We start from the raw sequence: 20,490 nt of genomic DNA on the forward strand, positions 1-20,490 counted from the left end.
CGTTAACCGCTCAATCCGTTCGATATACTGGCCGCCATGCAGAACTGACTTGCATTTTCACCAATATCAGCGGTACCGCAATTTGTATATCGGCATCGGTGAGCCGATCTCCAGTAAACCAGTCATATTCTTCCCGCAATTTGTCACTGGGCTGAAACGCTGGAAGCGTTTTTCAACCTCACTTGTGAGGGTGATCGGGGATGGCCGGTAATAAATACTGGGCGTGAAAGCGCAGATGATCCTCAATAAAGCTGGCAATGAAGAAATAGCTGTGATCGTAGCCAGACTGCGTGCGCAACGTCAGCGGCCACGCGTGTTGCTGAGCCAATTCAGCCAGTTTCGCCGGCTGTAGCTGGTCTGGTAAAAACTGGTCACAGTCGCCTTGATCCACCAGTATGGGGAGCTTATGTTGGGCGCTGGCCAGTAAATGGCAACTGTCGTACTGCCGCCATTGCGTTTCATCTTTGCCCAGATAGTTCTCGAACGCCTTGCGTCCCCAGGGCACCTGGCAGGGATTGACGATTGGGGCAAAAGCCGATGCGGAGAGATACTGTTCTGGATTACGCAGGGCCAGCATCAGCGCGCCGTGTCCACCCATAGAATGTCCGCAGATGGATTGCCGTTCGTTCACATTGAAGTGTTGCTTGATGATGGCGGGTAATTCCTGACGGATGTAATCATACATCTGATAGTGTGCGGCCCAGGGCTGCTGGGTGGCGTTAACGTAAAATCCCGCGCCTTGTCCAAGGTCGTATCCTGCATCATTGGCAACGTCCTCTCCCCGCGGGCTGGTGTCCGGCATGACCAGAACCAGTCCCAGCTCTGCCGCGACGCGTTGGGCGCCGGCTTTGATGGTGAAGTTCTCGTCGTTACAGGTGAGCCCGGACAGCCAGTAAAGCACGGGCGGCGGGGTATCATCGGGCGTCGGCGGCAGGTAAATGCTGAATGTCATGTCGCAGTTCAGCGTGTCAGATAGATGGCGATAGCGCTGCTGCCAACCGCCAAACATTCGGTGTTCTTCCAGAAGTTCCAGTGACGGGATCATCTTCGTGCTGCCTCCTTATATATTGGATACATCCCCTCATCATCCAGGTGCCAGTGTGTTAGTGGCTATCCCAGTCACCCGATCCGGCGGGGAAACTGGGAAAGCGTATGGCGGACCTTGAAATCAACAGGGTAGGGGTAATGACGACTTTAGCTGAAATGGATAACCGAACGAATCGATTTACCTTCATGCATTAAATCGAATGCGGTATTGATCTCGTCCAGCGTCATGGTATGGGTGATGAAATCGTTCAGTTGGAATTCACCGTCCATATAGCGTTGTACAATGCCCGGCAATTGGCTGCGGCCTTTTACGCCACCGAAAGCGGAACCGCGCCATACGCGGCCGGTAACCAACTGGAAAGGGCGGGTGGAAATTTCTTCGCCTGCGCCGGCAACGCCGATAATCACGGATTCGCCCCAGCCTTTGTGACAGCACTCCAGCGCGGAACGCATGACGTTTACGTTTCCGATACATTCAAATGAGAAATCAACGCCTCCGTCGGTCAGTTCGACGATCACATCCTGAATCGGCCTGTCATCGTCTTTGGGATTAATCAGATCGGTGGCGCCCAGCTTGCGTGCCAGTTCGAATTTGCTGGTATTGAGATCAATCCCGATGATACGGCTGGCGCCGGCCATTTGTGCGCCGATAATGGCTGACAGCCCGATGCCGCCGAGTCCGAAAATCGCTACCGTATCGCCTTTTTTCACTTTGGCCGTATTGATCACCGCGCCCATGCCGGTAGTCACGCCGCAGCCCAACAGGCAGACTTCTTCCAGCGGCGCTTCTTTACTGATTTTAGCCAATGAAATTTCCGGTACGACAGTGTGTTCTGCAAACGTCGAGGTGCCCATGTAGTGAAAAATAGGCTGGCCGTTTTTAGAGAAACGGGTGGTGCCGTCCGGCATCAGACCTTTACCTTGTGTGGCGCGAATAGCCTGACACAGGTTGGTTTTCCCGGAACGACAGAATTTACATTCGCCACATTCAGGGGTGTACAGCGGAATAACGTGATCGCCAACGGCCACGCTGGTTACGCCTTCGCCGATCGCCTCAACGATACCGCCGCCTTCATGACCCAGAATCGCGGGGAAAACGCCCTCGGGATCTTTACCCGACAGGGTATAAGCATCGGTATGGCAAACGCCAGTGGCAACAATGCGCACAAGAACTTCACCTTTCTGAGGTGGCATCAAATCGACTTCTTCAATCGTCAATGGCTGGTTTGGGCCCCAGGCGACAGCGGCGCGGGTTTTGATCATTTGCATGGTGTAACTCCTCTAGCGGCAATATGTTGCGTAAACGTTTAAAATTGGTTATTGATTAATCTCAATAAGCATGATGTCAGGTTGACGATTGTTCAATGATGAGCTTTTTCAGCGCTTCAACATTGGGGCCAAAAGCGTCGCGCCGCCATATTAACCAGGTGGCGGTATCTGCGATTTCTTTGGGCAGCGCATGTCTTTGTACCCGCTCATGAGCGGGTAATAATTCAAGTACGGAAGCAGGGATGAGCGCCAATCCGGCTCCGCTGGCAACACAGGCAATCATGGCATGATATGACTGGATTTCCATGATGTTGCCGAGCGTGATCCCATCCTGCCTGAACCATTTTTCCAGACGAGAACGGTATGAACAGCGTGGTGGGAAAGTGAACAACGTATCGTCTTTGGCGTCCTGTGCATGGTGGATGGGGGAATGATTGATATCCGAGATCAGCACCAGATGTTCAGGAAATGATTTGCAGCCGTTCAGTTCATCGTAGGAAACCGGGCCATCGACAAATGCCGCAGCCAGCGTTCCGGCGCGAACCCGATCGACAATTTCCCCGGATGTACCGGTCGTCAGTGAAAGCGCCACGCCAGGATAACGCTGATGATAGGCCGCAAGCAGGCCTGGTAATCGGGTCGCGGCCGTACTTTCCATTGAGCCTAACGCAAAATTACCGGCGGGTTCACCAGTACGGGTCATGCTGATGGCTTCTTCACTGAGAGCCAGAATACGTTGCGCATAGCAGAGAAAGTTGTGCCCGATAGGGGACAACCGCAAGCGATGTTTTTCGCGGATAAAGAGAGCGGCTCCCAGCTCCTGCTCAAGTTGCCGGAGACGGGTCGTCAGGTTTGAGGGGACGCGATGCAACTGCTCTGCCGCCCGAACGACTGAACCCGTTTCGGCAACAAGACAAAACATGCGTAGTTGAGTCAGGTCCATGATTTTCTCTTTTTGTGACTAACTTTGTTTTAATTATTCACTTTTTGTGAGTTTAGCGATAAGTCACTCTGTTCGCAACTTTTATGTAACACGTAAGGGAAAGGGATGGCTTTAAGAATAGCGTTAAGCGGATTTTTGATGTTGGCCGTTGCGATGGGCATCGGACGTTTTGCTTTCACGCCGCAAGTACCACTAATGATAGCTGAACATCAGTTGACGCTTACCAGCGCCGGCATCGTAGCGGCGTTAAATTATCTGGGATATCTGGCAGGCGCCTTTGATGCCATGCAGGCCAAAAACCGAATCACGCTGCGGTTGTGGGGCGGAGTATGGGGCGCCGTGTTTTTGACATTGCTGTCCGCGGCCGTTGATGATGTCTGGTGGCACAGCCTGATTCGTTTTCTGATCGGGTGGGCGAGTGGCTGGGCGATGGTGCTGGTGGCGGCATGGACGAACGAAAGTCTGGCACATTATGGTCGGCCTGCGCTCAGTGCTGCGGTCTTCGCTGGTCCGGGCGTAGGGATATTTATCAGCGGCATGCTGGCGGTTGGTGCTCACGGGCTGGCATTGAGTGCGTCACAGGCCTGGCTGGTTTATGGCGCGTTGGCGCTCATCGTCGTCAGTGCCGTGAGTGGTAATTTGCCGCGTGGCGGGAAATCAGCCCGACAGACCATGCCTGTCGAATCGTTGACGTTGACACCGCGATTAAAGCGTTTGGTCTGGAGCTACAGCCTGGCAGGATTTGGCTATATCTTACCCGCGACCTTTCTTTCACAGATGGCGGCTCAGCGTTTTCCCGGTAGCCTGTTTGCACAGTTTGTCTGGCCGCTTTTTGGCGGTGCGGCGGTATTAGGCATTGTGATTGGCATTGCCACCCGTCAGGTTTCGACGACGCATCAACGTCTGGCGTTGACGCTGTGGGCGCAGGCTATCGGCGTGTTGTGCGCGGTCAGCTTCTCCGATATCAGTGGACTGATCATCGCCTCATTACTCACGGGCGGTGGATTTCTGAGCGTTGTACAACTGGCGTTACAGTATGGCCGTGAACTGGCGCCGCAGCATGTGCGCTATATGGCGGGGTTACTGACAACGGGCTATGCCATTGGGCAATTGGTTGGGCCATTGGTTTCGTCGATGTCTGCTGCATTAACGCACCGTCTTGAGCCTGCGTTGTATATTGCCTGCGTCGGATTGGTTATGGCGGGAGCATTAGTCTGGCAAGTAAAAGCGGAACGAGGGGGAGAATAAATAATCTTTTCATTAATCAATCGATGGGAAAGGGAAAAAGCGATTATAGAAAGTTATTTCATAAATTTCTTTTTGTTTTATTAAAAAACCAATAAAATCATACACATAAATTATTTTGTTTTTACCTATCAATGAAATTAATAGAAACAATTTTATTTCAATCCTGATTTAAGTTTTGATATTTAATATTAAACGTCCTGTCAGGACGTTTAATAAAAATTGAACAACGGGATCATCTATTCTGAATATTGTCATTGACGATAAGTGGAAGCGATGTTTCAGCTGACGTCAGGAGCGCGTATTTATTGCGGTATGGAAATAATTACGCTGTAAATTAACGATGATGGCATTGATTATTAATAGCTGCCTATCTATTTGATAGGCGTTTTTTTACAAACAAAAAAGAAAAACGGGAGGATTCTTCGCTTCCAATGAGGTTATTTTCTTACGCGACGCAATATAAGAATTTTCCCAGAAAAAGGCATGTCGAATAAGTTAGAAGGCGCAGATGGGCATAGTTAAAAATAAATAGGCAAAATAATTAGTTACATAGAAGCCGAATGACTGCTATCAAGCAATAGTTACCAGCTATTGTTAAGTCATCTTCTATCGTATTTAGTGATCAAAATAAGTAAAGTGCCGGCTTTATTGGCCGATAATATAGATGCGTAACAGAGAAGTGTGCCAATTGTGTAAGAAATGTATATTTTCTGTCACGAAGGGAGGTATTTAAACCGGTGAGGTTATTCACTCATCATGAAATTATGCAATGCCAGTTGGTTTTCAATAAAAAGTGTGCACTCAGGTTTAAAAAAGCACAGATGAAAATCGCTAAATAATTTATAGGAGTCTGCTGTGAACTTTTTAAAAAATATCACCATCAGGGCCATGCTTTTAACAATATTGGGAATATTCTTACTCTTGTGGGGAGGCGTATCCTTCTATATGTCATCGTCGCTGAGTGAAATGACAAGATTATTAGAATCAGGGGAGGTACAGAAAAAGAACGCCAACACGTTAGCCGATGGTAATGATCAATATTTTCGTGCCGCGATCCGTTTGGTTCGGGCAATGGATTATACCCAGACTGGCGAAACGGCCGAGGTTGGGAAATGGCTTGCCTCCGCGGAAGCGGGGATAAAAAGTACCTCGGATAGGCTGGCGGAATTTAAAGCGGCCGATCATGGCGGCATTGATAAGGCCACCGTCGAAAACATGGAAAAAGCCTGGGTACAGGTGATTGATGACGGGTTAAAACCGTTGCTTGTCGCGGTTCGCGATAATCGTCCTGATGAATTTCGGCATCTCTTCCGGGACGTTTATCCTGTTCTGAGTATCGAATTCGGCGACAAAATGGATAAATATCAGGACAGTGCGATCGTGTTCTCCGGCTCATCGCTATCCCAGGTGTATGCATTAGTCGATTGGAATAAAAACATCCTGCTGGCTGCGGCGGTGATTGGGTTACTGATTCTGCTGCTTACAGACCGTTACCTGGTTAACTATTTGGTCAAACCGCTGAATATGATCAAGGGACATTTCCATGTATTGGCCGACGGTCAACTGGGATATCCGCTGGAAGAGTTCGGTCGGAACTGCGTTGGTCAACTGATTCCCTATTTGAAAGACATGCAAAGAAGTCTGATCAACACGGTCACCACGATCCGCGATAGCTCCGGTTCCATTTATCAGGGCGCGAGTGAAATCAGAAGTGGTAACAACGATCTGTCGGCCCGTACCGAGCAACAAGCGGCGGCGTTGGAACAAACGGCGGCCAGCATGGAGCAGTTAGGCGCAACCGTGAAACAAAACGCCGAAAATGTGCATCAGGCAAGCAAACTGGCCCAGGATGCCTCGATTGCAGCGAAGAAAGGAGGAGAGGTCACGACTGATGTGGTGGAAACGATGGCAAGTATTACCACCAGTTCTAAAAAAATTGCGGATATTACCAACGTCATTAACGGTATCGCTTTCCAGACCAACATTCTGGCGTTGAACGCAGCCGTTGAAGCGGCAAGAGCAGGTGAACAAGGGCGCGGTTTTGCCGTTGTCGCCGGGGAAGTCCGTAATCTGGCGCAGCGCAGTGCGCAAGCGGCCAAAGAGATTGAAGGATTGATTGCCGAGTCGGTTGAGCGTGTCAACATGGGGTCACACCAGGTTACACAAACCGGTGAAGCAATGGAGTCCATCATTATTGCCATTACGCGAGTGAATGACTTGATGGGTGAAATTGCGTCGGCGTCGGATGAACAGAGTCGCGGTATCAGCCAGATTGGTCAGGCGGTGACGGAAATGGACGGGGTGACGCAACAGAATGCTTCCCTGGTTCAGGAATCTGCTGCGGCAGCGGCGTCTCTGGAAGATCAGGTTCGTCAGTTGACCGAAGCGGTCTCCGTCTTCCAACTTGCCGCTGGCGAAAAACGCCAACATAGCGAAATCCAACAGCCAGGTAAACCAGCTCCAACGTTGAAACCGGCGCTGCTGGGGGTCGGAACAGGCAGCAGCAAAAAAAGTAAGAATGATAATGCTAACTGGGAAACATTCTGATTAAGCCGATGGTGAAAATCATCCATTAAATCGGAATCCGAGAGGCACTGGGCGAAGGCTCAGTGCCTTTGTTGTTCGTAGCGATACAGGTATCAGGCGAATCGGTTCCGGATGATAACCTGAATCTATTTCAACAATCATGACATACAATCACTGGATAATCGTTTCTCTCTCAACTACAGTGTTGACGGCGTTTGGGCCGGACCAACACGCCACTATAGGAATTGATTCTGATAGGCGTTCGAGCACCTAACGAGATCGGTTCTAAGTAACACCTGCAGGAGAATAATAATGTCATCATTGAGTAAAGAAGCCGTCTTGGTGCACGAGGCGCTGATGGCGCGTGGTCTTGAAACGCCGCTGCGTGGACAATTGTTGGATCGGGAAACGCGTAAACAGCGTATTACCGAACATATGACGGAAATCATGAATCTGTTAAGCCTCGATTTAGAGGATGACAGTCTGGCAGAGACACCGCATCGAATTGCTAAAATGTATGTCGATGAAATATTCTCCGGTTTGGATTATGCCAACTTCCCGAAAATTACCATCATTGAAAACAAAATGAAGGTGGATGAGATGGTCACCGTGCGTGACATCACATTGACCAGCACCTGTGAACACCATTTCGTGATGATTGATGGCAAAGCGACCGTCGCTTATATTCCGAAAGACGGTGTGATTGGTTTATCGAAGATTAACCGCATCGTACAGTTTTTCTCACAGCGGCCTCAGGTTCAGGAGCGTCTGACGCAGCAGATCCTGATTGCGCTGCAAACATTGCTGGGCACCAGTAATGTGGCTGTTTCGATTGATGCCGTTCATTATTGTGTCAAGGCCCGGGGCATTCGTGATGCCACCAGCGCCACGACCACGACATCACTGGGCGGATTGTTCAAATCCAGTCAGAATACCCGTCAGGAATTTCTGCGCGCGGTACGTCACCATAACTGATCGCGCGTCTTCTGAAATAAACGCGGGAATGGCATATCCCGCGTTTATTTCATTCTAATCCCCCGCTGCTTTAATATTTTCTTTACCGCTCATTCACTGAGTCTGGCTGTCTGATAGGCATACGGATGTTTTTGCCGGCGAGAAATCGGTTGAATATGCAGAAAATGCGTATGATTTCTGGCGTTCTGTTAATACAATCGATATTCCGGTGATTTAATGACATAAGTGCTATGCCTTCTCAACCCATGCTGCCATCACGCATTGCCACGCTGGATTTCGTCCGGGGCGTTGCCGTACTCGGCATTCTGTTACTCAACATCACGGCATTTGGTTTGCCTAAAGCGGCTTACCTTAACCCGGCCTATCGCGGACTACCTTCTCTGAGCGATGTCTGGACATGGGCGGTGATGGATCTTCTGGTGCAGGCAAAATTTTTGACCCTGTTTTCCATTCTGTTTGGAGCGGGCTTACAGCTGCTATTGCCGCGCGGGAAACGTTGGGTCCATGCCCGGCTTTTCTGGCTGATGCTGATTGGGCTGGCACATTCTATTTTCTTCTGGGATGGCGATATTCTGCTGGATTATGGCCTGATAGGATTGGTGTGTTACGGCATGATCCGCCTTGCTGATGACAGTCGTGCTTTACTGCGCACGGGTGCTGTCATGTATCTGGCCGGCATTGGTATCCTGTTTGTACTAAGTCAATTGCTCAGCCTGCAGCCGGGACGTTTCTGGCTGCCCAGCGCGGCCGATATCGCTTATGAGGTTTATTGGCAAACGTCGGGAGGCGCGGAAGCCTGGAGTAATCGGGTCAATTTACTGACGGAAAGTCTCCTGTCATTAGGCGTACAGTATGGCTGGCTGCTGGCCGGTTCGATGTTGTTGGGCGCAGGATTGATGCGCAGCGGCTGGTTGAAAGGGGAATTCAGCCAGAATCATTACCGGAAAGTCGCGCTGTGGCTTATTCCTCTGGCGTTAGCGATCAACAGTATCGGCGTGGTCGCGCAGTGGCTGGTGCAGTGGGAATATCAGTGGAGCGGCCTGCTGCTGCAGATCCCTCGTGAGCTAAGCGCCCCGTTACAGGCGGTGGGTTATCTCGCACTGTGCTATGGCTTTTGGCCGTCGCTGTGTCAGTGGCGCATAACGTATTGGATTCGTGATATTGGCCGCATGGCGCTGACCAACTATTTGCTGCAAACCCTCCTGTGTACCGCGCTGTTTAATCATCTGGGCTTCTTTATGCATTTCGACCGTTTGCAACTGGTGGCTATCGTTCCATGCATTTGGGTTGTGAATCTTGTTTTTTCCCACTATTGGTTACGTTATTTTCAGCAGGGGCCGATTGAATGGCTCTGGCGCAAACTCACCGCTGTTGTTGCCCGAACGGCATAGCAAAATTTGCCGGGGAAGATGTGTAAACGGACTTTGACTAAGGCGTGGTTTTTTCTGTTGTCAGTTGCGGTTTTTCTGGCGTCTTGCCGTTATTGGATGTCGAAGGGGCCAGATTGATGATTTGTTCAGGTGGAACCGCAGGGTAATCAGGCGCGTTATCCGGGATTTTATGCTCTGCCGGAATAGGAATCTGCGGTCCCAGAAAACGAGGTTCCCGCTTCAGAATATACAGATCAAACAACGCGCCTAATCTGGCGCCAAATTCCCGCAAGCGCACCGTCATCATATTTTTGGGAGAGGGGACGGCATAACACTGCGCCTGGATACCCAAATGCAACGCGATAAATAATGCCCGCTCACAGTGGAAACGCTGGGTGATGATCGTGAAATCATTGGTATCGAATACTTTCCGCGTTCTGACGATGGAGTCCAATGTCCGGAATCCGGCATAGTCCAGCACGATATCGGCAGGGGGAACGCCGGCGGAGATGATATCGCGGCGCATGGTCATCGGCTCATTATAGCTTTGCAGCGCATTATCGCCGCTCAGCAGCAAATAGCTGATTTTGCCGCTGTTATAGGCATTCAACGCACCCTGAATACGGAACAGATAATATTGATTGATGACACCCGTCCGGTAGTATTTCGCGGTTCCCAACACCACGCCGACCTGCCGCTGCGGCAACTCTTGCAGCTCATCATAAATAAAAGGAGCGGTTTTCCAACTGATCCAGCGATCGAGAGCAATAGCAGACAGCATCAGCACGCCAATGGTAAGTAACAGGCCGATTATCAGGCGTTTCCACATGCTTATGCCTCAGGCAAGGCTATTGGGATAGTCATAACCCAAGGCTACTTTACCTGAAAGGGGGAAGCAAGGCGCAGGCAGCACGGGCGGCGTCTATTGATTGATTTTTCAACGATGATGCACAAACAGCGGGAGAAAAATGCCGGGCGAATTTTTCAACGTCGCCCGCCATAATAAAATACCGGTCGTTTGAATCATCAAGCGACCGGATAATGGCTGGAGTATCCGTTAAATCCGACTACCCCATAGATCGTATTCGTCAGCGTGTTCGATTTTTACTTTCACCACGTCACCCACATTGACGTCGGTTTCACCATTCAGATAGACCGCGCCGTCGATTTCCGGGGCATCGGCCATGCTGCGTCCGATCGCGCCTTCTTCATCGATTTCGTCGATCAAAACCAACAGTTCGCGACCAATTTTGTCCTGTAGACGCTGGGCAGAAATTCTTTGTTGCAACTGCATGAAGCGATGGTAACGTTCTTCTTTAACGTCTTCCGGCACCTGATCCGGTAGCTGATTCGCGGTTGCGCCTTCCACCGGGCTGTATTTGAAGCAGCCGACGCGATCCAGTTTGGCTTCCTTCAGGAAATCCAACAATATCTGGAAGTCTTCTTCAGTTTCGCCGGGGAAACCGACGATGAAAGTTGAACGCAGCGTCAGATCCGGGCAAATTTCCCGCCAGCGTTTGATGCGCTCCAGCGTTCTTTCAACCGCGCCGGGGCGTTTCATCAGTTTCAGAATACGCGGACTGGCATGTTGCAGCGGGATATCCAGATACGGCAGGATTTTCCCTTCGGCCATCAGCGGGATCACATCATCTACGTGCGGGTAGGGATAAACATAATGCAGACGCACCCATACCCCCAATGAAGACAGTTGCTCACACAGGCTCACCATGCTGGTTTTCACCGGTTGCCCGTTCCAGAAACCGGTACGTTGCTTCACATCGGCACCGTAAGCGGAGGTATCCTGGGAAATAACCAACAGCTCTTTTACGCCGGCATCGACCAGGCGCTTTGCTTCATCCAGTACGGAACCGATCGGGCGGCTGTCCAGGTCGCCACGCATAGACGGAATAATGCAGAAGGTGCAGCGATGATTGCAGCCTTCAGAAATCTTCAGGTAGGCGTAATGACGTGGTGTCAGCTTCACTCCCTGCGCGGGGATCAGGCTGGTAAACGGGTTATGCTCGGGTTTGGGCACGTATTGATGCACGTGTGACAACACCTGCTCATAACTGTGAGGACCGGTAATCTCCAGGACCTTTGGGTGTACTTCGCGGATTTGGTTTTCTTTGGCGCCCAGGCAACCGGTAACAATCACTTTGCCGTTTTCATTCAGCGCTTCGCCAATGGCTTCCAGTGATTCCTGCACTGCACTGTCAATAAAACCACAAGTATTGACGATCACCAACTCGGCATCATTATAACGTGGAACGACCTGGTAACCTTCAGTACGCAATTCGGTCAGGATCCTCTCGGAATCCACCAGGTTCTTCGGGCAACCGAGGGAAACAAAGCCGATTTTCGGCTGCTGCATAACATTGCTCATAGCTTAAAAAGAGTTCAATTATTAGAGTGTCAGGGCACGGATTGTACAGAGATCTTCTTAGGATTTATACAGATCTTGTACTGCGTTGGAGGTGGTCGTATACCGGAATTCTGGCTTTAACCGGAGCAGGGTTTCGGGGGCTGGGTTTCCACTCTTCTTTCAACAAATGTAAACCTGCCCTGGTTTTTTTGCACAAATATTGTCCGGCACCTAAATTTACAGAACTTTTGTTGAATGGAGACAACGTTATGCTTGATCACTCGGTGCCTCATAACGCGATACGTCATACGTTCCTGTCTTTATCGTGGATCAGTCAGCTCCGTTGGCTATTGACAGGGATTTCTTTATTGTTCTCCGGTTATTTGCTGGCGGCGCAGCCCAGGGTGACGGAGTTGCAGGATAAACTCGATCATCCGTGGTCATTGGCTTTTCTGCCGGGCGAACAGGGTATTTTGATTACCGAAAGAGCGGGTAATTTGCGCCGTTGGCAAGCAGACGGCGGCCTTTCTGAACCCATTCCCGGCGTGCCGAAAGTGTACGCCAAATCGCAAGGGGGATTGCTGGAAGTCACGCTTTCTCCCGATTTCGCCAGTAATCGACGAATTTATCTGAGTTTTGCCGAAGAGGGCAGTGATGGAAAAGCAGGGACCGCCGTAGGATATGGGCGCCTGTCTGAGGATTACAAACAGCTGGAAAATTTCACCGTTTTCTTCCGTCAGGAACCCAAACTGTCTACCGGTAATCACTTTGGCGGCAAACTGGTGTTTGATCGACAGGGACATCTGTTCATTGCGCTGGGCGAGAATAACCAGCGTCCGACCGCGCAGGATCTGGACAAACTGCAAGGCAAAATAGTGCGTTTGACCGAGGAGGGGCAGGTGCCGGCGGACAATCCTTTCGTGAATACCGCCAATGCCCGCCCGGAAATCTGGTCATACGGTCATCGCAATCCACAGGGACTGGCCATGAATCCGTGGACTGGCGTGCTGTGGGAAAATGAACACGGTCCGAAAGGCGGCGATGAAATCAATATCCCTCAGGCTGGTAAAAACTATGGCTGGCCGGTGGCGACTTATGGCATCAATTATTCCGGACTGAAAATTCCTGAAGCCAAAGGCGAGCAGGTTGCCGGGATGGAAAACCCTGATTTCTACTGGAAGAAATCGCCAGGGATCAGCGGCATGGCGTTCTACAACAGCGATCGTTTCCCGCAGTGGGAAAACTCGCTGTTTATTGGCGCACTGGCGGAGAAAAATCTGATCCGCTTGACGCTGGATGGTGACAAAGTCACTGCGGAAGAACGTTTATTGCAGGATCGCAACGAGCGTATTCGTGAAGTGCGGCTCGGGCCGGACGGATATCTCTATTTGCTGACCGATCATGATAATGGCAAGCTGCTGAAAGTGGGCTTGGAGTAGCAGTGGACCACAGGCACCGGAAGGTGCCTGCGTCAAGCCGATCACGTCAGGGGGATCATCACCGTTTCACGGTAGGCCGGGCGCTCAGTGAGCTGCTGATACCACCGTTCCAGATTCGGATGCGGCTGACGAACAATATCCATGTTAAACCAGGCATAGGCGATACACCCCAGCGGGATATCGCCAATACCAAACGACTCGCCTGATAGCCACGGTTGCTTTGCCAGCGCCGCATCTACAATCGACAGTAAACGTTCGCATTCGGTTTTGCTCTTCTCCACCAGCGCCATATCCCGGTTTTCCGGTGCGGTACGTACCAGACTGATAAAGACGCCGCCAAATGAAGCCGCCAGCGTACTGGTCCAGTCCATCCATTTTTCTGCGCTCGCCCGGGCACCCGCATCGGCAATATACAGCGAATCCTGCCCGTACTGTGCCGCCAGATAGCGCACGATAGTATTGGATTCCCACAGCACCAGGTCGCCATCCTTCAGGCAGGGAATCAAACCGTTAGGGTTCATTGCCAGATAGTCGGCATCGCGGTTACGTCCAAACTGACCGCCGGCTAAAATATGTTGATAAGGCAGCGCCAACTCTGCGGCGCACCAGCGAACTTTCTTCACGTTGGTCGAATTTTCACGACCCCAAATCGTTACCATAGCTAACCCCACTCGATGAGAGAAGAAAATCTATTCTGCCATTGACCACACCGGCCGGAAAACGATCGGCGGATGCGAAATAATGATATGCCTTTTTAGTCTTTATGATTTAACTTGTCATTCTTAATAATGACGCAAGTTATCTTTAGACAGGAACGTTACGTAATGAAATTCACTCATTCAATGAGAGCGGCTTTGAGCATCGTGCTGTTGGCTACGGGGATTCAGTTGGCCTCCGCCAATAGTGACCCGAAAACTATCGTCTTCGGTGTCTCGCCGGGGCCGTATGGCGACATGGTCAATCAGGCGATTAAACCGGAATTGGCAAAAAAAGGCTACAAAGTGGTGGTGCGCGAATTCAGCGACTATGTGCAGCCGAATCTGGCCTTGGCCAATGGCAGTATTGACGCCAACCTGTTCCAGCATACGCTGTATATGGAGAAGTTCGCCGCCGATAAAGGACTGAAAATATCCCGCCTGATCATCGTACCGACGGCCAGTATGGGTCTGTATTCCAACAAGATTAAATCACTGGATGAGCTGAAAAAAGGTGACGTTATCACCCTGTCCAACGATGCCACCAATCTGGCTCGCGGTCTGCGTTTTCTCCAGTCTCTGGGGCTGATTACGATTAAAGCCGATATCGACGCCACCAAGGCATCAGAAAAAGATATTGTTGAAAATCCGCGCGGGTTGGTATTTAAACCGCTGGAAGCTGCACAGTTGCCGCGTACGCTGGATAGCGTCACCGCATCGCTGGTTAACGGTAACTTTGCGTTTGCTGCCGGATTGAAGCTCTCTTCAGCGATTAAACTGGAAACGCTGGACGAAAACCTGAAAAACGTCGTCGCCGTGCGTACCGACGATCTGGACAAACCATTTGTGCAGGATATCAAGACGGCTGTTGAATCTCCGGCGTATGCTGCTGTGATCGATCAACCTGATTCGATGTTCAGCCAGTTCCAGAAACCGGAATGGATGAAAGCGCAGACGGCAGCCCAGTAATAGCGCAAGACGTCACGGCGATTTGCCGGTGATGCAAGGTGTCTGGCCGGTCTGTGACCGGCCTTCTTCTTTTCCGCGTAGGTCAGGAGTTTGCGGATAATGATTCAGTTAGACGGAGTATGTGTTGATTTCCCTCAGGGAAAACAGCAGGGAAATCGCGCTGTTGATAATGTGACATTACACATTCGGCAAGGCGAGGTTTACGGTATCGTCGGTACCAGCGGCGCCGGGAAAAGTACGCTGTTACGCACCATCAATTTGCTACAGCGTCCCACGGCGGGGACGGTGCGGGTCAATGGGGTCAAAGTCAGCGACCTGAATGGCAAAAGCCTGCGTGAACAGCGGCAGAAGATCGGTATGATCTTTCAGCATTTCAATTTGATGCAGACGCGAACGGTGGCAGAAAACGTGGCTTTCAGCCTGAAAGCCGCAGGGAAATCCTCAGATGAGATTGCCCGGCGGGTGCCGGAAATCTTGAATCTGGTCGGGCTGTTCGACAAGGCGGCGGCATTTCCGTCGCAGTTGAGTGGTGGGCAAAAGCAACGGGTCGGCATTGCCCGGGCGATTGCCAATCATCCAGAGGTACTGCTGTGTGATGAACCAACGTCTGCGCTTGACCTGGAAACGTCTGCTTCCATTCTGGTTCTGCTTAAAGAGATTAATCACAAGCTGGGCATTACAATCGTGCTGATTTCTCATGAAATGAGTGTGATTAAATCGGTCTGTGACCGGGTGGCGGTGATGACGGGAGGCAAGGTGGTGGAAGAGGGTGATGTTTTCGATATTTTCGCCGCACCGCAGCATCCGTTTACCCGTCAGCTGGTATCGCATACGCTGAATCTCGAATTGCCTTCCCGATTGCTGGAGGATTTGCAAGGCACCCTGCTGAAGATCCTGTTCGTTGGTGAATCCGCAGAGCAGCCAGTGCTATCTGATGTTGCGATCCGCTATGGCGTCTCCGTTAATATCCTGCATGGCAAAATTGAATATATTGGCACCCGCGCGTTGGGCATTCTGGTGGCATTGTTAACGCATAATGCCGAGCCGGCCAAGGTTGAGGAAGCGGTGAAATACATTCAGGCAAGAACGGCTAACGTGGAGGTGCTGCATGGCTGATTTATGGGTCGATCTGATTGCCGCTTTCGGGGAGACATTCCAGATGGTGGGCATCTCAACGCTGCTTGCCATTATTGGTGGTTTACCGCTGGGGTTTCTTATCTATGTCACCGATCGTCACCTGTTCTGGGAGAACCGTGCGATTTATCTGCTCAGCACGGTGTTGGTGAATATCATTCGTTCTATCCCGTTCGTGATTTTGCTGGTGCTGCTGTTACCGCTGACGCAGATTTTGCTGGGTAATACCATTGGCCCGATTGCGGCGTCAGTACCGATGTCTGTCGCGGCCATCGCGTTCTATGCCCGGCTGGTGGATAGCGCGCTGCGTGAAGTGGATCCGGGGATTGTCGAGGCGGCAGAGGCGTTTGGCGCCAGTCCGTTGCGCATTATCTGCACCGTGTTATTACCAGAGGCTAAAGCCGGTTTATTACGCGGCCTGACGATCACGTTGGTGAGTCTGATCGGGTATTCGGCGATGGCGGGTATTGTGGGTGGTGGCGGCGTCGGCGATCTGGCGATTCGCTTTGGCTATTACCGTTATGAAACCCAGGTAATGATTATTACCGTTATCGCGTTGGTAGTGCTGGTACAGATTGTACAAACGCTGGGTGACTGGCTGTCAAAACGCGCGGACAAACGTGAACGGCGATAAGCTCGCGGTTTGGTGTATCGCTCCAGGCGATTTTTAATTCGCCCCATCTCTGGGGCTCACCCTTGAGGGCCGTCGCAAGCGACGTTGAAAATCGCTCCGGGCGATTTTTAATTCGCCCCCATCCATGGGGCTCACCCTGCGGGCCGTCGCAAGCGACGTTGAAAATCGCTCCCGGCGATTTTTAATTCGCCCCATCCCTGGGGCTCACCCTGCGGGCCGTCGCAAGCGACGTTGAAAATCGCTCCCGGCGATTTTTAATTCGCCCCATCCCTGGGGCTCACCCTGCGGGCCGTCGCAAGCGACGTTGAAAATCGCTCCCGGCGATTTTTTAGACCTTTTCATTTCTTTGACTATCTTTACAGATTGAATGGTTTCCCTGAGGGACATGACACGTTACCTTAAGATGTTGCTAAGGTTTTCAAAACATATTGAAAATTAAGTGTTTTTAACAACTTATGGATATCGCGGCGATCTCATGAAGACAACTATTTTCCTAACCAGGCTGAAATCCTTTACGGCGGGAACAGTATTACTCGTGGGGCTGTCCCCGACATTGCAGGCGGAGCAATTGCCCGCCGCGCCTCAGATTGAGTCTAAAGCCTTTATTTTAATGGATTATCACAGCGGCCAGGTGCTGGCGGAGTCCAATGCCGATGAGCGCCTTGATCCTGCCAGCCTGACAAAAATTATGGCGAGCTACGTGATTGGACAGGCGATTAAAGGCGGGAAAATTCGCCCGACGGACGAAGTCACGGTAGGTAAGGATGCCTGGGCGACAGGTAATCCGGTTCTGCGCGGTTCCTCGCTGATGTTTCTCAAACCAGGCGATCGAATCCCGGTGTCTGAGCTCAATAAAGGCATCATCATACAGTCCGGCAATGATGCCAGTATCGCGCTGGCGGATTTTGTTGCAGGCAGTCAGGATGCGTTTGTCAGTCTGATGAACAACTATGTCAACGCATTGCAGCTTACCAACACCCATTTCCTCACGGTGCATGGTCTGGATGCGCCGGGTCAGTATAGTACCGCCCGTGATATGGCTCTGTTGGGGCAGGCGCTAATCCGTGATGTGCCGGAAGAGTATGCGTTGCACAAAGAAAAGGAATTTACATTCAACAATATTCGTCAGCCGAACCGTAACAGGCTGCTGTGGAGCACAAATCTTAACGTAGACGGCATCAAAACCGGCCATACCAGCGGGGCGGGACACAATCTGGTGGCGTCCGCGACGGAAGGCGATATGCGTTTGATTTCCGTGGTGCTGGGAGCTGCGACCGACGGCATTCGCTTCCGTGAAAGCGAAAAACTGCTGACCTGGGGCTTTCGTTTCTTTGAAACGGTCACGCCAATAAAGGCCGGAGCGACTTTTACCACCCAGCGCGTCTGGTTTGGCACAGAGAAAGAGGCTCGGCTGGGCGTCGCTAATGACGCGGCTCTGACGATCCCTAAAGGGCAGATGAAAAACCTGAAGGCCAGTTTTACGCTGCTGCAACCTCAACTGTCTGCGCCGCTGACAAAAAATCAGGTGGTGGGCACCATTGATTTCCAACTTGATGGCAAAAGCATCGGACAGCGTCAACTTGTGGCGCTGGATGATATCCCAGAGTCCGGTTTCTTCAGCCGATTATGGGACACGGTGATGATGAAACTGCAACAATGGTTTGGCAGTTGGTTCGGCTAGTTGTCGGCGTGTAATTTATTCTGGCTTGGAAAAAGAAAAGGCCCATCGTTCTTGAACCTCAATGGCGTGAACGACGGGCTCCTCAATATGGGGATATCAAAGAAAAGCAGTGGCACTTATTCAGACTGCGACGCTAAGAAAAAGTTCTGCCTTTTCTGAGAAATGTTGGCGATTTTTTACATTCTCTATTAGCCTGGCAGCCCCGGCCAAATGATAACGATCAGTGAACCCGCCAGCGTCAATAAAACGTTGGCGATAGCGTAGGTTCCCGCATATCCCAACGCGGGAATATTACTGCGTGCGGTGTCGCTGATAATGTCCATGGCGGGAGCGCAGGTACGAGCTCCCATTATCGCACCAAACAACAATGCGCGGTTCATGCGCAGCACATAGGCCCCGAACAGAAAACAAACCACCACGGGCACCAGGCTGACAATCAATCCGGATACCAACATTTGTGCGCCGACATCGCCAAAGCTGCTGCCAATCGTGCTGCCTGCGCTTAATCCGACGCCTGCCATAAATACCATCAGACCGAATTCTTTCACCATATTCAGCGCGCCTTGCGGAATATAGCCGAACGTCGGGTGGTTGGCCCGCAGAAAGCCCAGCATGATCCCGGCGAACAGCAGACCGGCGGCATTGCCAATGCCGAAGGTAAAATTACTGAACTGGAATGTAATCAGGCCAATCATGATACCAATGATGAAGAAAGCACAAAAAGCCAACAGGTCGGTCATCTGACTGTGAATAGAAATAAAGCCGATGCGATCGGCGATGCTTTTTACCCGGCGAGCGTCGCCGCTAACCTGTAGCACATCGCCCTTGTTCAGTACGACGCCATCATCGATGGGCATCTCAATCTGGCTGCGGATAATGCGGTTGAGGAAACAGCCGTGGTCGGTCAACTTAAGCTGGCTGAGGCGTTTACCGACGGCATTATGGTTTTTCACCACGATCTCTTCGGTGACAATACGCATATCCAGCAGATCGCGGTCGAATACTTCTTTTCCATCGCGGAAATTCGGGTTTAGTCTGGCGTGAGCATCCGGGTAGCCCACCAGCGCGATTTCATCGCCGATTTGCAGCACGGCATCGCCATCCGGGCTCGCCAGAATGCCGTTACGTCGGATTCGCTCAATATAGCAACCGGTCTGACGATAGATTCCCAGTTCGCGCAGATTCTTGCCGTCGGCCCAGGCCACCAGTTCCGGACCGACACGATAGGCGCGGATCACGGGCAGATACACCTTCCTTTGGCTATCGGTATCCAGCCCGCGCTCGCGGGCAATTTGCTGGGCGCTGGTCGGTAGGTCCTGATGCTGTAGTTTTGGCAGGTAGCGTGCGCCGAAAATCAGACTCACCAGGCCAATCAGGTAGGTCAGGGCGTAACCGAGACTGAGGTGATCCTGCTCGATACCAAGCTGCGATCCCAGACTGGCCGTATTGCGTAGCGTATCGCCTGCACCGACCAGAACTGGCGTCGAAGTCATAGAACCGGCGAGCATCCCGGCCGTCAATCCGATGCCCCAACCAAAAAACTTGCCTAGTCCCAACGCTAAAATCAGTGCGCTTCCCACCATCACCAGCGCGAGCATTAAATAATTTTTACCGTCGCGGAAAAAAATAGAAAAGAAATTAGGTCCGGCCTCAACACCGACACAAAAAATAAATAACATAAATCCAAGGCTGAGAGCCTCGGTATTAATCGAAAAATGCTGTTGCCCGAGTAATAACGAGACGACTAAAACACCAATAGAATTACCCAGTTGTACCGAACCCAGGCGTAATTTTCCCAGGCAGAGTCCTAATGAAAGAACCACGAATAAAAGCAGAATGTAATTCCCGTTTAACAAATCAGCGACGTTTATATTCATGGCATGTAACTTGTTGTTTACCAGTAAGTTCTTGATATAAATGACTATAAAGGCTAAATTTAGTCATTGGATACGGCGGTTCCGTTAGTGCTGTTAAATAACCGTCAGCTGAAAGGAATCAGCCGCGTTTAGTATAAATTATTCAGCAAAATTGTTCAGTCAATAATTGTTTGTTAAATGATTGTGGTATCGCTATTTTAGCAATTTGTTGGTTTTACAACCAGTAGACGGTGAATAACGTTCAGAGATGTAATAAATCTGGTGGTTAATAAATAGTGAAAAGACCTCACTTTGTGTCATATCAGGGATATTCAGCCATCC

The 20,490-nt window shown here is 51.0% G+C and carries 16 protein-coding genes; 9 read left to right on the top strand and 7 right to left on the bottom strand.

What is annotated here, in order from left to right; genetic code table 11:
- Nucleotides 1-178 precede the first annotated feature (178 nt).
- The 3 genes from fghA to ptrR form a co-directional block, all read right to left on the bottom strand.
- Nucleotides 179-1,045 carry an S-formylglutathione hydrolase gene (gene fghA, locus B4923_RS16595; RefSeq protein WP_109055480.1) on the bottom strand — a complete coding sequence of 289 codons (867 nt, stop codon included), beginning with the start codon at nucleotides 1,043-1,045 and terminating at the stop codon, nucleotides 179-181.
- A gap of 149 nt (nucleotides 1,046-1,194) precedes the next feature.
- On the bottom strand, nucleotides 1,195-2,316 hold the full coding sequence (locus B4923_RS16600; RefSeq protein ID WP_170116080.1) for an S-(hydroxymethyl)glutathione dehydrogenase/class III alcohol dehydrogenase: 1,122 nt from the start codon (nucleotides 2,314-2,316) through the stop codon (nucleotides 1,195-1,197).
- Nucleotides 2,317-2,392: 76 nt separating this feature from the next.
- Nucleotides 2,393-3,259, bottom strand: coding sequence for a putrescine utilization regulator PtrR (ptrR, locus tag B4923_RS16605; RefSeq protein ID WP_109055481.1), 867 nt, complete (start codon nucleotides 3,257-3,259; stop codon nucleotides 2,393-2,395).
- A gap of 105 nt (nucleotides 3,260-3,364) precedes the next feature.
- Here ptrR and B4923_RS16610 point away from each other — a divergent pair, with 105 nt between their 5' ends.
- The 4 genes from B4923_RS16610 (at nucleotide 3,365) to yeiB (ending at nucleotide 9,399) form a co-directional block, all read left to right on the top strand.
- On the top strand, nucleotides 3,365-4,507 hold the full coding sequence (locus B4923_RS16610) for a YbfB/YjiJ family MFS transporter (RefSeq protein ID WP_109055482.1): 1,143 nt from the start codon (nucleotides 3,365-3,367) through the stop codon (nucleotides 4,505-4,507).
- An 855-nt stretch (nucleotides 4,508-5,362) separates the two neighbouring features.
- Nucleotides 5,363-7,054, top strand: coding sequence for a methyl-accepting chemotaxis protein (locus tag B4923_RS16615; protein ID WP_109055483.1), 1,692 nt, complete (start codon nucleotides 5,363-5,365; stop codon nucleotides 7,052-7,054).
- Nucleotides 7,055-7,345: 291 nt separating this feature from the next.
- Entirely contained in the window at nucleotides 7,346-8,008 is a 663-nt protein-coding gene (gene folE, locus B4923_RS16620; RefSeq protein ID WP_109055484.1) for a GTP cyclohydrolase I FolE, read from the top strand.
- Nucleotides 8,009-8,238: 230 nt separating this feature from the next.
- Entirely contained in the window at nucleotides 8,239-9,399 is a 1,161-nt protein-coding gene (gene yeiB / locus B4923_RS16625; RefSeq protein ID WP_109055485.1) for a DUF418 domain-containing protein YeiB, read from the top strand.
- A gap of 37 nt (nucleotides 9,400-9,436) precedes the next feature.
- On the opposite strand, the gene sanA is transcribed toward yeiB, so the two are convergent.
- Both sanA and rimO read right to left on the bottom strand, forming a co-directional pair.
- Nucleotides 9,437-10,207, bottom strand: a complete 771-nt coding sequence (sanA, locus tag B4923_RS16630; RefSeq protein ID WP_109055486.1) for an outer membrane permeability protein SanA — start codon at nucleotides 10,205-10,207, stop codon at nucleotides 9,437-9,439.
- 228 nt (nucleotides 10,208-10,435) lie between these two features.
- A complete protein-coding gene (gene rimO / locus B4923_RS16635) occupies nucleotides 10,436-11,749 on the bottom strand; it encodes a 30S ribosomal protein S12 methylthiotransferase RimO (protein WP_245929639.1) in 1,314 nt (437 codons plus the stop codon).
- A gap of 260 nt (nucleotides 11,750-12,009) precedes the next feature.
- Here rimO and B4923_RS16640 point away from each other — a divergent pair, with 260 nt between their 5' ends.
- Nucleotides 12,010-13,179, top strand: coding sequence for a PQQ-dependent sugar dehydrogenase (locus B4923_RS16640; protein WP_109055488.1), 1,170 nt, complete (start codon nucleotides 12,010-12,012; stop codon nucleotides 13,177-13,179).
- Nucleotides 13,180-13,220: 41 nt separating this feature from the next.
- Here the strand turns inward: B4923_RS16640 and B4923_RS16645 are convergent, their stop codons facing one another.
- Nucleotides 13,221-13,838, bottom strand: a complete 618-nt coding sequence (locus B4923_RS16645; protein ID WP_109055489.1) for a glutathione S-transferase family protein — start codon at nucleotides 13,836-13,838, stop codon at nucleotides 13,221-13,223.
- A gap of 165 nt (nucleotides 13,839-14,003) precedes the next feature.
- Here B4923_RS16645 and B4923_RS16650 point away from each other — a divergent pair, with 165 nt between their 5' ends.
- The 4 genes from B4923_RS16650 (at nucleotide 14,004) to B4923_RS16670 (ending at nucleotide 18,292) form a co-directional block, all read left to right on the top strand.
- Nucleotides 14,004-14,843: a MetQ/NlpA family ABC transporter substrate-binding protein gene (locus tag B4923_RS16650; protein ID WP_109055490.1), complete on the top strand. Its 840-nt coding sequence runs from the start codon at nucleotides 14,004-14,006 to the stop codon at nucleotides 14,841-14,843.
- Nucleotides 14,844-14,942: 99 nt separating this feature from the next.
- Nucleotides 14,943-15,959, top strand: coding sequence for a methionine ABC transporter ATP-binding protein (locus tag B4923_RS16655; protein ID WP_109055491.1), 1,017 nt, complete (start codon nucleotides 14,943-14,945; stop codon nucleotides 15,957-15,959).
- Entirely contained in the window at nucleotides 15,952-16,611 is a 660-nt protein-coding gene (locus B4923_RS16660) for a methionine ABC transporter permease (protein WP_109055492.1), read from the top strand. The genes B4923_RS16655 and B4923_RS16660 overlap by 8 nt, the downstream gene beginning before the upstream one ends.
- A 475-nt stretch (nucleotides 16,612-17,086) precedes the next feature.
- Nucleotides 17,087-18,292 (top strand): serine hydrolase, encoded by a 1,206-nt coding sequence (locus tag B4923_RS16670; RefSeq protein WP_109055494.1) that lies wholly within the window; start codon nucleotides 17,087-17,089, stop codon nucleotides 18,290-18,292.
- Between the two features lie 188 nt (nucleotides 18,293-18,480).
- On the opposite strand, the gene B4923_RS16675 is transcribed toward B4923_RS16670, so the two are convergent.
- The gene (locus tag B4923_RS16675) at nucleotides 18,481-20,169 is read right to left on the bottom strand and encodes an aspartate:alanine antiporter (RefSeq protein WP_109055495.1); all 1,689 of its coding nucleotides are present in this window, start codon (nucleotides 20,167-20,169) and stop codon (nucleotides 18,481-18,483) included.
- Nucleotides 20,170-20,490: the final 321 nt, after the last annotated feature.

This window comes from Brenneria roseae subsp. americana, from assembly GCF_003115815.1.
Classification (GTDB): Bacteria; Pseudomonadota; Gammaproteobacteria; order Enterobacterales; family Enterobacteriaceae; genus Brenneria; species Brenneria roseae.

Coding starts and splice junctions, on each gene's coding strand:
- fghA (WP_109055480.1), bottom strand. CDS start 1,045: ATGATCCCGTCACTGGAACTTCTGGAAGAACACCGAATGTTTGGCGGT.
- B4923_RS16600 (WP_170116080.1), bottom strand. CDS start 2,316: ATGCAAATGATCAAAACCCGCGCCGCTGTCGCCTGGGGCCCAAACCAG.
- ptrR (WP_109055481.1), bottom strand. CDS start 3,259: ATGGACCTGACTCAACTACGCATGTTTTGTCTTGTTGCCGAAACGGGT.
- B4923_RS16610 (WP_109055482.1), top strand. CDS start 3,365: ATGGCTTTAAGAATAGCGTTAAGCGGATTTTTGATGTTGGCCGTTGCG.
- folE (WP_109055484.1), top strand. CDS start 7,346: ATGTCATCATTGAGTAAAGAAGCCGTCTTGGTGCACGAGGCGCTGATG.
- yeiB (WP_109055485.1), top strand. CDS start 8,239: ATGCCTTCTCAACCCATGCTGCCATCACGCATTGCCACGCTGGATTTC.
- sanA (WP_109055486.1), bottom strand. CDS start 10,207: ATGTGGAAACGCCTGATAATCGGCCTGTTACTTACCATTGGCGTGCTG.
- rimO (WP_245929639.1), bottom strand. CDS start 11,749: ATGCAGCAGCCGAAAATCGGCTTTGTTTCCCTCGGTTGCCCGAAGAAC.
- B4923_RS16640 (WP_109055488.1), top strand. CDS start 12,010: ATGCTTGATCACTCGGTGCCTCATAACGCGATACGTCATACGTTCCTG.
- B4923_RS16645 (WP_109055489.1), bottom strand. CDS start 13,838: ATGGTAACGATTTGGGGTCGTGAAAATTCGACCAACGTGAAGAAAGTT.
- B4923_RS16650 (WP_109055490.1), top strand. CDS start 14,004: ATGAAATTCACTCATTCAATGAGAGCGGCTTTGAGCATCGTGCTGTTG.
- B4923_RS16655 (WP_109055491.1), top strand. CDS start 14,943: ATGATTCAGTTAGACGGAGTATGTGTTGATTTCCCTCAGGGAAAACAG.
- B4923_RS16660 (WP_109055492.1), top strand. CDS start 15,952: ATGGCTGATTTATGGGTCGATCTGATTGCCGCTTTCGGGGAGACATTC.
- B4923_RS16670 (WP_109055494.1), top strand. CDS start 17,087: ATGAAGACAACTATTTTCCTAACCAGGCTGAAATCCTTTACGGCGGGA.
- B4923_RS16675 (WP_109055495.1), bottom strand. CDS start 20,169: ATGAATATAAACGTCGCTGATTTGTTAAACGGGAATTACATTCTGCTT.